This is a genomic window from Aestuarium zhoushanense (assembly GCF_056431045.1).
The window spans coordinates 87,359-99,052 of the sequence record NZ_JBWKMA010000015.1 but is presented as its reverse complement, the minus strand read 5'-3'; the positions used below and the strand labels follow the sequence as shown (position 1 = coordinate 99,052).

Annotated in this window: 13 protein-coding genes; 2 read left to right on the top strand and 11 right to left on the bottom strand. The window is 55.7% G+C overall.

The window, feature by feature from the left end:
• Positions 1-5: 5 nt before the first annotated feature.
• From AC07ED_RS06275 to pyrH, 9 genes are all read right to left on the bottom strand, one after another.
• Complete coding sequence (locus tag AC07ED_RS06275) at positions 6-569, bottom strand: OmpH/Skp family outer membrane protein (protein WP_105235016.1); 564 nt, start codon at positions 567-569, stop codon at positions 6-8.
• On the bottom strand, positions 569-2,893 hold the full coding sequence (bamA, locus tag AC07ED_RS06270) for an outer membrane protein assembly factor BamA (RefSeq protein WP_105235015.1): 2,325 nt from the start codon (positions 2,891-2,893) through the stop codon (positions 569-571). The genes AC07ED_RS06275 and bamA overlap by 1 nt, the downstream gene beginning before the upstream one ends.
• Before the next feature lie 125 nt (positions 2,894-3,018).
• Positions 3,019-3,153 (bottom strand): hypothetical protein, encoded by a 135-nt coding sequence (locus tag AC07ED_RS06265; RefSeq protein ID WP_290245703.1) that lies wholly within the window; start codon positions 3,151-3,153, stop codon positions 3,019-3,021.
• A 75-nt stretch (positions 3,154-3,228) separates the two neighbouring features.
• Positions 3,229-4,542, bottom strand: coding sequence for an RIP metalloprotease RseP (gene rseP / locus AC07ED_RS06260; RefSeq protein ID WP_105235014.1), 1,314 nt, complete (start codon positions 4,540-4,542; stop codon positions 3,229-3,231).
• Positions 4,543-4,545: 3 nt separating this feature from the next.
• Entirely contained in the window at positions 4,546-5,715 is a 1,170-nt protein-coding gene (gene dxr / locus AC07ED_RS06255; RefSeq protein WP_105235013.1) for a 1-deoxy-D-xylulose-5-phosphate reductoisomerase, read from the bottom strand.
• Positions 5,712-6,497, bottom strand: a complete 786-nt coding sequence (locus AC07ED_RS06250) for a phosphatidate cytidylyltransferase (protein ID WP_245918145.1) — start codon at positions 6,495-6,497, stop codon at positions 5,712-5,714. The genes dxr and AC07ED_RS06250 overlap by 4 nt, the downstream gene beginning before the upstream one ends.
• A 3-nt stretch (positions 6,498-6,500) precedes the next feature.
• Complete coding sequence (uppS, locus tag AC07ED_RS06245) at positions 6,501-7,232, bottom strand: polyprenyl diphosphate synthase (protein ID WP_105235011.1); 732 nt, start codon at positions 7,230-7,232, stop codon at positions 6,501-6,503.
• Positions 7,233-7,259: 27 nt separating this feature from the next.
• Complete coding sequence (frr, locus tag AC07ED_RS06240; protein ID WP_105235010.1) at positions 7,260-7,820, bottom strand: ribosome recycling factor; 561 nt, start codon at positions 7,818-7,820, stop codon at positions 7,260-7,262.
• Positions 7,821-7,869: 49 nt separating this feature from the next.
• Positions 7,870-8,595, bottom strand: coding sequence for a UMP kinase (gene pyrH, locus AC07ED_RS06235; RefSeq protein WP_105235009.1), 726 nt, complete (start codon positions 8,593-8,595; stop codon positions 7,870-7,872).
• Between the two features lie 126 nt (positions 8,596-8,721).
• Here pyrH and miaA point away from each other — a divergent pair, with 126 nt between their 5' ends.
• Complete coding sequence (miaA, locus tag AC07ED_RS06230; protein ID WP_105236342.1) at positions 8,722-9,588, top strand: tRNA (adenosine(37)-N6)-dimethylallyltransferase MiaA; 867 nt, start codon at positions 8,722-8,724, stop codon at positions 9,586-9,588.
• Between the two features lie 142 nt (positions 9,589-9,730).
• Positions 9,731-10,516 carry an AraC family transcriptional regulator gene (locus AC07ED_RS06225; RefSeq protein WP_245918144.1) on the top strand — a complete coding sequence of 262 codons (786 nt, stop codon included), beginning with the start codon at positions 9,731-9,733 and terminating at the stop codon, positions 10,514-10,516.
• On the opposite strand, the gene AC07ED_RS06220 is transcribed toward AC07ED_RS06225, so the two are convergent.
• Both AC07ED_RS06220 and AC07ED_RS06215 read right to left on the bottom strand, forming a co-directional pair.
• Complete coding sequence (locus AC07ED_RS06220) at positions 10,513-11,094, bottom strand: lytic transglycosylase domain-containing protein (protein ID WP_105235007.1); 582 nt, start codon at positions 11,092-11,094, stop codon at positions 10,513-10,515. The genes AC07ED_RS06225 and AC07ED_RS06220 overlap by 4 nt on opposite strands.
• A 44-nt stretch (positions 11,095-11,138) precedes the next feature.
• Positions 11,139-11,693 carry a helix-turn-helix transcriptional regulator gene (locus AC07ED_RS06215; protein ID WP_105235006.1) on the bottom strand — a complete coding sequence of 185 codons (555 nt, stop codon included), beginning with the start codon at positions 11,691-11,693 and terminating at the stop codon, positions 11,139-11,141.
• Between the last annotated feature and the right edge of the window lies 1 nt (position 11,694).

Sequence of the window (11,694 nt, the reverse complement as noted above, 5' to 3'; positions counted from 1 at the left end):
TCGCGTTAGTTCTCAGGGGTTTGGGTGCCATCACCCAATGTTGCATCAATCTGCGCAATGGCGGCATCCGTGATATCGATAGCTCCGAAATAGAGGATCACATCGCGGCGGGCCATGAGAACGGCAGCCTCACGGTCTTGCATCAGTTTGCCCAAAACGGGCCGGATGGCCGTGTCAAAGTTTGAACGCGCCGCTGTGAGACGGTCCTGAAGCTCTTGTTCTTTGGCATCCTGCGCACGACGAATACCGACAACCTTTTCGTCAAACGCATCCGCCTCAGCACGAAACATCGATGGCTCCATCGACGGACGGCGTGCTGCAATATCTTGTTCTTCGGCGGTCAACGCATCCGCGATCCGCTGATTTTCGGCTTTTAATATTTCAGACTCGGATTGGATTTCGGACAAAATCCGCTGACCATAAAGCGTTCCCGAAAAAACAGTTTCGATATCGATCAACAGAACTGGCGACCGCACCACCGTTGCGGCCTCTTGCGCCAAGACCGGCGCGACCGACCAACCACCAAAGGTCAGTGCAATCGCAGCGGTCAAAGCGTGAACCCAGCGCATTAGAAGCTAGTCGAAATTGTCACGTCAAAGGATTTGGATTCATCCAAGTCCTCGGACATCAAAGTATCGGTGAAGTTAAACCGCAGCGGCCCAACTGGTGTGTCCCAGAACAGAGATACACCAGCGACCGCGCGAGGCGTGAAATCGCAGTAGTAGTAACTCGTGCCACAGGTCATGCCTGGATCCCAAAGTGATCCGTAATCCATGAACGCGCCACCGTGGATGCCGTATTCATCGGGCAAACCAATTGGGAACTCCGCCTCAACACGAGCGACGGCGTAGGCGTTACCCCCAAGCGGATCGTTAAAGCCGTTCGCAGAGTCGTAATAACGCGGACCCATGCCATACAAATCAAAGCCGCGCATCTGGCGACCAGACAAGAAGAAGCGGTCAGAAATGGTGCTGTCGCTACCCGAATAGTGCAAATACCCGCCTTCGAGCGTCGCACGAAGGGTTACCTCTTCGTTCAGCACCTTCGACTCCGCCCCTGCGGTCGCGGTCGTCTTGATAAAGGTGGTGTCCCCGAACCCGAATTCCTGACCAAACCGCAAGATCGCTCCACGATTGACGTCAAGCCCCGAGCGGCGTGTATCCCATGTGTAGGTATAGCCGAGAGAATGGGTCCACTGCCCATCCAACGCGACATCAGCCGCGATGATTGGAGACAACGTGGTCGCAGCATCAGTCAGGTCCGAATAGCGGCTCTGGACGTATGTCTGCAAACGGCCATTTTCGCTGACGCTAAAGGTCAAGGACGGACGGATGGTGAAGCTCTCGGTATCGTAGTTCGCTGACTCGTTGTTCGTCTGGCCGTAGTTCATATCGAAACCAAACGCGAGGTCGCGGCCGAGCAGGTAAGGCTCATCGAAGTTCAGCGTGAAGTATTTGTTCGTCTCAGCGGTCGAGAACTGCAGGCTCAACGCTTGACCACGGCCAAGGAAGTTCTGCTGACGGAAGGACGCCAAGAGACCGAGGCCAGTATCGGTGTTAAAGTTCGCACCAAAGGACAGCGACCCAGTCGGTGCCTCGGCAACATTCACGTCGATCACAACCTGATCATCGGTCGACCCACGACGGGCCTGAACATCAGCGTTGGCAAAGAAACCAAGCGCACGGATACGTTCAGCGGTTTCACGAATGGAACGCGGGTTAAAGGGATCGCCCTCTACTTCGCGGAATTGCTGGCGCACCACACGGTCGAGCGTGGTGTTGTTACCTTCAACGTCGATGCGCTCCACGAAGATACGTTCGCCACGCACCAGCGCATAGGTCACATCAAGCGTCAGGTCACGGTCATTGCGGGTGATACGCGGTTCGACCTGAACAAACTGAAGGCCGCGCTGAAGCGCCAGACGCTCCAAACGGGCAACGTCGTTTTCGATATCGAGCGGCGTATAAGTCGTGCCCGAACGGGTGCGAACGGCCTCTTGGAATTCTTCGAGGTTCGCTTCGGGGATTTCCGAAATGACATCAATCGCGCCAAAGTCGAACTTCTGCCCCTCTTCAACATCAAAGGTGATGAGATAGGCGTCACGTTCACGGGTCAGTTCAACGTTAACATCACGAACCGCGAAATCGACATAACCACGCGACTGGTAAAAATCAGTCAGAACGCGTTTATCGAAATCAATACGATCGGCAACGTAAGTATCGCGGCCAATAATTGCGCGCAGAATACCTGCTTGTTTTGTAGCGAGGACACCGCGCAGGCGACGATCCGAGAAACTGCGGTTGCCAGAGAAGCCGATCCGTTCCACCTCGGTCACGCCATTTTCTGCAATTTCGAAAACAACGTTAACGCGGTTGTCGGGCAGACGGATGATGCGCGGTGTTACGATGGCGTTGATCCGCCCCTTATCTGCATAGGCTGCCGTAATGTCGGCAACGTCAGCCTCAACACTGCTCGGGCTGTAAATCCGGCGTTCTTGCGAGCTAAGAAGCGCAAAGAGTTCGTCATCCTTGAGGCGGCTGTTGCCTTCAAAGTTGATGCGATACACGGTCGGGTATTCAGAAACGGTGATGACCAATTGGCCACCGCGAGGCTCTACCTCGACCGTTTCAAACAATCCTGTTGCGCGAATACGCTGGCTCGCATCGTTAAGTTCGGCGGCCGATACTGTCTCACCCTGCGCGATGCCCAGATAGCTAAGGATCGTAGCGGTTTCGATCCGCTGGTTCCCTTCGATCGAGACGGTATTCACGGTAAAGGACTGCGCCCCAACCGGTAGCCCCTGAAACGTCAAAAGCGAAAGCCCAACGGCCGCCGTGAGTTTCAAGAGTGCTTTGCCCGAAGGCCCGTTTTCAGAGAAAGAAGTAAATCGCATGAATCCAGCCAATTCGAACAGCCCCGTTTGGACTATGACCTAACCAGATTGAGGGGTCTTGTCAAAACGAACAACGCACCCCGTGGGGTGCGTGCGATCCATTGCTCATCGAGGGTTAACCGATGTTAGTGCAGTCCGTAGGTGCCAATCAAAGACCCGATCCATAGTGCGGCAACAATAGCCACAAAATAGAAGATCCGGTCCCAGTTGAGGTTCACCAGAAAAGACAGGCTGCGATAGCTCGCGTTGATCGTATGCATTTCTTCGGCTCCCTTGCCATGCGTAGGCTCAACCTAAACAATAATTAGGGCGAAATAATGACGTCAGACGCGAAATTATGGGCAGAGCACCAAATCGTTCAGAAGGCCAAACAGTGTCAGTGTCAGAATGACCGATAGCCCTAGCGCGATAAGGATACGCATTGCACCATCGCTGGGACGACGGCCCGTAATGGCCTCATAGGCGTGGAACACAAGGTGCCCACCGTCCAAAACAGGAATCGGGAATAGGTTCAAAAGCCCGACCGCTGCGGACAGGAACCCGATGAAACTGATAAAGTCCGTCAGGCCAGCCGCAGCCATCGCGCCAGATGCTTGCGCAATACCGACAGGGCTCGACAGGTTACAGGTCGAAATCTGACCAGCAATCATATGCCAAAGCGCCGAGATAGAGGTTTGCAGTACATACCAAAGCTGACGTACGGCATCAGTAAACGCCGTCACAACATTCGGCGTCGTGGTCTCTGGATCAAAGAAGATTCCGCCAGAAACACCCATCAACCAACGGGTTTCGAACCCTCCGTCAGCTGTTGGCAAGTCCGTGCGGCGTGGCGCAACTTCGATCTGGAGGCTCTCTCCCTTGCGCCAAATATCAAGCGTCAAAACCTTCCCGTCAGACGCCCCGACAATCTCGACCATCTGTGAAAACGCATAAACAGGCGCACCGTCTATGGCGGTGATTACATCGCCCTCTTTCACGCCAGCAACGGCTGCCGCGCTGTCATGGTTGACCGACAAAACGCGAGTGGTTTCAGGGAATGGACCTTCAACCTGCTGTTCAACGCCATCCCGTAGGACCGTGTAAGTCAGAGACGGCTGAACAGGCAATTGATCCAAAGCGATGCTGAAATCGGCCACGGACCGCGCATCCATGTCCTCAACCGCGATGATCTGATCACCGACCTGCAGGTCTTGGATAAAGCTTGCGGGCAGATCAGGAACGCTGCGCAGGGTCAGCGGATCAGTGGCCTTACCGACCCAAAGTCCGAGGCCCGTGAAGATCACAATGGTCAGGATAAAGTTGAACACGGGGCCGGCAGCCACTGTTGCCGCCCGCGCCCACAGAGGCGCACCTAGCATCGTATCACGCCCGCCGACCGTGCCGCCAACACTGGCCGCATTCGCATCGCCATTAAACTTTACATATCCACCCAGCGGGATTGCCGCGATTTGCCAACGTGTGCCGCGTTTATCGACCCGCGAAAACAGAACAGGACCAAATCCGAGCGAGAACACCTCTGCCCCGATCCCAGACCAGCGGCCAACGATGTAGTGACCATATTCATGGATCGCGACGATGATCGACAAAGCGACCACAAACGCCGCAATCGTAAACCCTGCGCTTCCGAAAAATGGAAGAAAATCGGCCATAAATTATCCCAACTGCTCTATCATCTGCGAAGCCACGCGGCGGGCCTCTTTATCTGCGTCACGGATCGTATCTAGGTCTGGAATGTCATTTTGCAGCCCCTGACGTGGCGAAATCGCGTCCATTGTCCGTTCAACAACGCGTGCCATATCGAGGAACCCGATTTGACGGTCAATAAACAGGTCCAAGGCGCGCTCCTTGGCTGCATTGAAAATCGCGCCAGACAAACCACCCTCTTCCATCACCCGCCATGCGAGCGGCAAAGCAGGATAACGGTCAGGATCCGGCGCACGGAACGTAAACTGTCCGATCTTTGTCAGATCAAGCCGTTCTACAGGCAAAGGTTTGCGGTCAGGCCAATGAAGCGCGTAGCCGATTGCGTGGCGCATATCAGGCGCCCCAACGTGGGCCATCAGCGCCCCATCATGGAACCCAACGAGCGCGTGGATCATGCTTTCAGGGTGAACGACGACTTCAATTTGATTGGGCAAAACACCAAAAAACGCTTTGGTTTCAATAACCTCTAGCGCCTTATTGAACATGGAGGCGCTATCTATTGTGATCCGCTGACCCATATCCCAGTTCGGGTGGGTCGAGGCCTGTTCAACAGTTGCTTTCGCCAGATCGTCCATTGGCCAATCGCGGAAGGCACCGCCTGAGGCAGTGATGATGATCCGTTCAACCGCATTGATGTCTTCGCCAACGAGACCCTGAAAAATCGCAGAGTGTTCGCTATCGACGGGCAGAACACGACCGCCATGATCTCGCGCTGTCTTCATCAGCAGCGGCCCAGCAGTAACAAGGGATTCCTTATTGGCCAGCGCGAGTGTCGCGCCCTGCTCTAACGCCCGCAATCCCGGTGCTAGACCCGCCGCGCCCACAATTGCGGACATCACCCAATCCGCAGGGCGCGTGGCCGCATCATGCATCGCGGCCTCACCCGCCGCAGCCTCAACCCCAGACCCCGACAACGCATCACGCAGCGCGGGGAGTTCGTCATCAAAGCAGGTAACAGCGACGTCAGCGTTCAGTCGAATAGCATCGTGGGCAAGCTGCGCCACATTGCGACCGCCCGTCAAAGCCACCACATCGTAGCTTTGGGGATCGCGAGCAATAAGATCGATTGTGTTCTGGCCGATGCTACCCGTCGCGCCAAAGATAGAGACACGCCTCATCGCCACCCATGAACCCCAAACTGCGGCCCAACAATATAAATGAAGGCTTCAACAACCAAAGCCGCCCCCATCAGGGCGTCAAAGCGGTCCAAAACACCACCGTGCCCTGGGATGAGGTTCGAGCTGTCCTTGACCCCTGCCCGACGTTTCAACGCGCTTTCCGCTACATCGCCCATTTGCCCCGCAAAGGACATCAGAACCGACACAAGAACGATGATCCAACCCGCTTGAGGCATGATCAAAACGCCAACGACTGCCGCGCCAATCCAGCCAGCTACCGTCCCGCTCCATGTCTTTTTGGGGCTAACAGCGGGCCAGAATTTCGGGCCGCCGATCATGCGACCCGCGATATAGCCCATCACGTCAGAGGCCACTACGACCAGCGCGAGCCAAAGTGCGAGGCGCAGGCTCTCACCGCGAATAAGCCAGAATGCATCACATGCCAGCAGTGCAAGGAAACCGTAGATGGCGAGAACCTTACGGTCGTGTTTACCGCCCATGAAAATCGCACCTGCAACAAGCGCAAAGAGAAGAACATCGGCCCATTCAGGCAGACGCAAGGCCACAGCAACCAGCCCAGCCGCGACGAGGCCAATGACTTCGGGCTGTGCAATGCGGGCCATCCGCGCGACTTCCCAAGTGAGAAGCCCGCCTGCCGCAATCACGAGCAGAGCGAAGGGCAGACCGCCCCAAACGACAGCCCCCACAAAGACGACCGCCATCACAACGCCCGAGGCGACGCGAGGACCGAGGTCCTGCCAATTATCTCTAAAACCTGCCAATGATCAGACCTTCACGCCGCCAAATCGGCGTTCACGTTTTCCGTAGCCTTTCATCACGCGACCAAATTCGGCAGCAGTAAAATCGGGCCACAGGGTGTCGACGAATTCATATTCGGAATAGGCCGACTGCCACAAAAGAAAGTTGGAAATCCGCGCTTCGCCACTGGTGCGAATAACCAAGTCAGGATCAGGCAAAACATGCGTATCGAGGAAGCGCGACAGCGTTTCCGCATCCACATCTTTGTGCGACAAACGCCCCTGTTCGACCTCATAGGCCAATCGTTTCGCCGCACGGGTCACCTCATCCCGACCACCGTAGTTGATCGCAATGGTGAGGTGCACACGGTCATTTCCAGCGGTGAGAAGCTCCAACTCGTCCATCAGCGTGACCAGCTTATCCTCAAGCTTGATCCGATCGCCGATAAAACGAACACGGATGCCAGCCTCGAACAGTTCACGGGCCTCGCGTTGGATATAACGGCGGAACAGTTTCATAAGACCCGCAACTTCGGTCTGGGTCCGCTTCCAGTTTTCGGTCGAGAACGCGAAAATCGTCAGGTACTTAACGTTATTCTCAGGGCACGCTTCGACGATCTCACGAACACGGCGCGCACCTGCGTGGTGCCCGAAAAGCCGCGGGCGGCCGCGCATCTGCGCCCACCGCCCGTTGCCATCCATGATGATCGCGACATGCCGCGGGCCTTGGTCTTGGCTGGGTTCATTCAGCGTCGTCATTTCGGCCCCCCGGCACAGTGCAGGTGATTAGACCTGCATAATCTCGGCCTGTTTAGACTCGAGCATTTCATCAACACTTTTAATAAATTTGTCGGTCATGCCCTGAACTTCGGATTCCCAGAATTTCTGGTCATCTACGGACATGCCGTCTTTGTTCTTTTTAATCTGGTCCATGCCGTCACGACGGATGTTACGGATCGCAACGCGGCTGTGTTCGGCGTAGCTGCCTGCGACCTTCGTCAGTTCGCGGCGGCGTTCTTCGTTCAATTCAGGGATCGGCAGCATGATAATGGTGCCGTTGAGCTGCGGGTTGATGCCGAGGCCCGACTCGCGGATCGCTTTTTCGACCTTACCAACCATTGCCTTGTCCCAGACGTTGATCGTCACCATCCGCGGCTCTGGAACGTTCACAGTGCCAACTTGGTTAATCGGAGTCATCTGACCATAAGCATCGACCATCACCGGTTCGAGCATCGACGCAGAGCCACGGCCCGTGCGCAACGACGCAAATTCGGTGCGCAGCGCCGAAAGAGTGCCTTCCATGCGGCGGTTCAGGTCATCGGTATCGAGTTCAAAATCGTCGGACATATTTTCTGCTCCCCATGCGGGTTCTTAGTAGGTTTGAACCGCTATAGCCTTAGGCGTGCACAGTTGTATAGGTGCCTTCACCAGCGAGAATACCACAGAAACCGCCTGCATCGTTCAAGTTGAACACAATGAGCGGCATCTTGTTATCGCGGCAAAGCGCGATCGCCGAGGCGTCAGCGACCTTCAGATTGCGACGCAGCACTTCGTCATAAGACACCCGATCAAACCGCTCAGCATCTGGATTGGTTTTCGGATCGCTGTCGTAAATGCCGTCAACCTGCTTGCCCATAAAGATCGCTTCGCAGTGCATTTCGGTCGCGCGAAGCGCGGCAGCAGTATCGGTCGTAAAATACGGGTTACCTGTGCCAGCCGCGAAAATACAAACGCGCTTTTTCTCGAGGTGACGCACTGCACGGCGACGGATGTAGGGTTCGCACACCTGATCCATCGGAATTGCGCTGATCACGCGGGTGAACACGCCCAAACCTTCGAGAGCGGATTGCATCGCAAGTGCGTTCATCACCGTCGCGAGCATACCCATGTAGTCAGCGGTCGTACGTTCCATGCCTTGGGCAGAGCCCGACAGACCGCGGAAGATGTTACCGCCACCAATCACGAGGCAGATTTCAACACCAAGATCATGAACCGATTTAATCTCTTGTGCGATACGCTGAACGGTCGGAGGGTTCAGACCGAACTGGGTGTCGCCCATCAGGGCTTCACCTGATATCTTGAGCATGACCCGCTTGAACTTTACCTGTTTGGCCTCGCCCATCGTGACATCCTCTTTGACTGGTCTTTGATTGGGCGCGAAAATGTCGCAAAAGGCGAAAAGGTGCAATGGGCGAATACCCGAAAAACCGCGCCTAAGCCTATAAATCCGCAAAAGGACCCCTGAGTGGTGTTTGATCCCAAAGACATTCCCGACCAACAGCCCGTGCTGATCGCTGGACCGACGGCATCGGGGAAATCTGCCTTGGCCTTGGAAATTGCGGAAACGGGTGGCGGTGTGATCATCAATGCCGACGCGTTGCAGATCTTTGATCGCTGGCGGATATTGACCGCACGTCCTGATGACAGCGATTTGGCGAGGGCGCCGCATAGGCTTTACGGTCATGTGCCGATTGATGGAGCCTATTCGGCAGGTCATTGGCTGCGCGATGTCGCGCCTCTGCTCACTGGTGCGGAACGGCCAATCATCGTCGGTGGGACCGGTCTGTATTTCATGGCACTTACTGAAGGGTTGGTCGAAATCCCAACAACTCCAAAAGAGGTGCGTGACGAGGCCGACACAATCGCCCTGCCCGATCTCATCGCTACCTTGGACGACCAAACCAAAGCGCGGATCGACCTGAATAATCGCGCCAGAGTGCAACGCGCTTGGGAAGTTCTGCGAACCACAGGTCGCCCGTTGGCCGACTGGCAAGACGATACGCCGCCGCCGCTGCTGCCCATCGAACAGAGCACCGCACTTGTTTTGCGGCCCGATGTTGAATGGCTCAACGATCGGATTGAGCGGCGGTTTGACATCATGCTGGACCAAGGCGCACTGGACGAGGCACGCGCGATCCTGCCTGATTGGGACCCAGCTTATCTGTCCTCCAAAGCCATTGGCGCGCCCGAACTCATAGCCCATCTCAATGGTGAAATGACCCTCGCAGAGGCCCGCACAGCCGCGATTATCGCGAGTCGTCAGTACGCAAAACGGCAACGAACATGGTTCAGAAATCGCATGAAACTCTGGACATCGATCTCATTGCCTTGCTAGGCATTGGCAACAATATGTTTCCGTAATGGCACAAGAACAACCTTGAGGTGATTGCGAATTCCGATATTGTTTCACAATTCGAACATTCGGAGTCGCAATGCAAAGCCACCAATTTTCCCATCTCAGCGATTTGGAAAATCGATTGGCTCTGTCAGCAGTGCATCAACCTACCCCTGCGACGCGGTGGAAGACGGAATGCCTGCACAGTCACCCGACCCCGCGCCTATTGATCTTCACCAAAGGTCAGGGTCGCATCACGGTTGCAGGCCTGACCAGTGGGTATGGTCCGAACAACGTGATCTTCATCCCTGCCCACACGCTCTTTGGCTATGAGATCGGCCCAACCGTCTTTGGCTACATGCTGTCGATTCCGTCGGCTATGTCAGGTGATTGGCCCGAGGAACCTGTGCACATGCGTCTGCGAGATGTGGTGGCACAGAAAGAACTGATCTCGCATGTCGATGCGCTCGAACGGGAACTCAAGTCGGATAAAGAAGGCCATAATCGTGCGGCTCTCTATCTGCTCGGTATTCTGTCGGTGTTTATCGAACGGCAACTGACCGACAATCCGCCAAAGGACACCATGGCGCGGGCGGCAACGACATCGGCACGTCTTGTCGCTGCCTACACGGATTTGGTTGAACGGGATTTCGCGACGGGCAAAGGTGTATCGGACTACGCAGCCGCATTGGGGGTGACAGCGACCCACCTCACCCGCTGCTGCAACCAAACCTGCAGTCGCTCGGCCATCGCGCTATTACAAGACCGCATCTTGTTTGAGGCCCGCACGCTCCTTCAAATGACGAAAATCCCGGTCAAAGATATTGCGGCGCTTTTGGGTTTCTCTTCCGCGGCCTATTTCACCCGCAGTTTCCAAGGCGAAACCAAACTGACACCAAGCGCATTCCGCAAGGCGTCGCAGGCTTAACTGCCGTAGATCACGCGCACATAGTTGCGGGTTTCGCGATAAGGCGGAATACCACCGTGCCGTTCAACGGCCTCTGGCCCCGCGTTATACGCCGCCAGAGCAAGCCGCCAATTCCCGAACCGATCGTATTGCTGCCGCAGATACCGAGCCCCGCCTTCAAGGTTTTCCGCGGGATCGTGTGGATCGACACCCAAGAGACGCGCAGTCTGTGGCATCAATTGAGCAAGCCCAATTGCGCCTTTCGGACTTACCGCACCTGGGTTCCAACCGCTTTCTTGTTGGACCAATCGCAGGAAAAGTCCTGACGGTATTCCATAACGGTTCGCCGCCGCCCGCGCCATTTGCAGATAAGGACCGCTATAGCTGCCCAGAAATTCGGGCCCATTGATCGTCGGAACGCGGAACTCCTCGGGTTGAAGGCGGATAGAGTTGGAATATTGCTCAGACGCACGACCATCGAGGATCGCGGTTTGGCTTTGAAACAACGCCATTCTTGACGATGTGGACACACTATCCGCACCGGCAACTCCGCTCAGGCCTGACAAGACAAAAGCGGCTAACACACTCAATTTACGCATAAATGGCCTCGGCTCATCCAATCCGCTGCGTAACTTAGTGCATTTTAGGCTAGTCCGCCAGCTTTTGGCATGTCCTTCGGCGGTTCTTTGCGTTCGATAAGAGGCTGCGCAAGTAGATCATCAACCAAAAGCCCCAACAACGCGCCGCGCCCAGAGGTCCCAGATTTGCGGTAGATCGCGTTGAGGTGCGCCTTGACCGTTCCCTCAGCCGTTCCGCGCAGTTCGGCAATCTCGGCGATATCCAGCCCCTTGATCGCAAAAGTCGCGACATCCGCCTCGGACGGTGTAAGCCCCCATTCGTGGAAATACTGCTCCATCAAATCATGAAGAGCACCAGAGGCGATCGATAGCCCCCGTTCGGCATGGGCATTTCTGCGCAGCAACCGAACCAGAAACCGACCTTCTAATATCACCGCCACGATCAGCGACAGTGTGGCAACCATTTCGACATGTAGATGCACGTCATTCAGGGCCGCCATGCCGTCAGCGATGATATCAGCAACCGCGTCAGAGAGGAAAAACACACTACAGGCCGACTGGGTCACGATGAGAGCCAAAAGGCCGATGGTCGTTTTATCGGGCTTGGTCTTTGACGACATT

Bases quoted from the DNA above. Each gene is read 5' to 3' on its own strand.
- AC07ED_RS06275 (WP_105235016.1), bottom strand. From the start codon at position 569: ATGCGCTGGGTTCACGCTTTGACCGCTGCGATTGCACTGACCTTTGGT.
- bamA (WP_105235015.1), bottom strand. From the start codon at position 2,893: ATGCGATTTACTTCTTTCTCTGAAAACGGGCCTTCGGGCAAAGCACTC.
- AC07ED_RS06265 (WP_290245703.1), bottom strand. From the start codon at position 3,153: ATGCATACGATCAACGCGAGCTATCGCAGCCTGTCTTTTCTGGTGAAC.
- rseP (WP_105235014.1), bottom strand. From the start codon at position 4,542: ATGGCCGATTTTCTTCCATTTTTCGGAAGCGCAGGGTTTACGATTGCG.
- dxr (WP_105235013.1), bottom strand. From the start codon at position 5,715: ATGAGGCGTGTCTCTATCTTTGGCGCGACGGGTAGCATCGGCCAGAAC.
- uppS (WP_105235011.1), bottom strand. From the start codon at position 7,232: ATGACGACGCTGAATGAACCCAGCCAAGACCAAGGCCCGCGGCATGTC.
- frr (WP_105235010.1), bottom strand. From the start codon at position 7,820: ATGTCCGACGATTTTGAACTCGATACCGATGACCTGAACCGCCGCATG.
- pyrH (WP_105235009.1), bottom strand. From the start codon at position 8,595: ATGGGCGAGGCCAAACAGGTAAAGTTCAAGCGGGTCATGCTCAAGATA.
- AC07ED_RS06220 (WP_105235007.1), bottom strand. From the start codon at position 11,094: ATGCGTAAATTGAGTGTGTTAGCCGCTTTTGTCTTGTCAGGCCTGAGC.
- AC07ED_RS06215 (WP_105235006.1), bottom strand. From the start codon at position 11,693: ATGTCGTCAAAGACCAAGCCCGATAAAACGACCATCGGCCTTTTGGCT.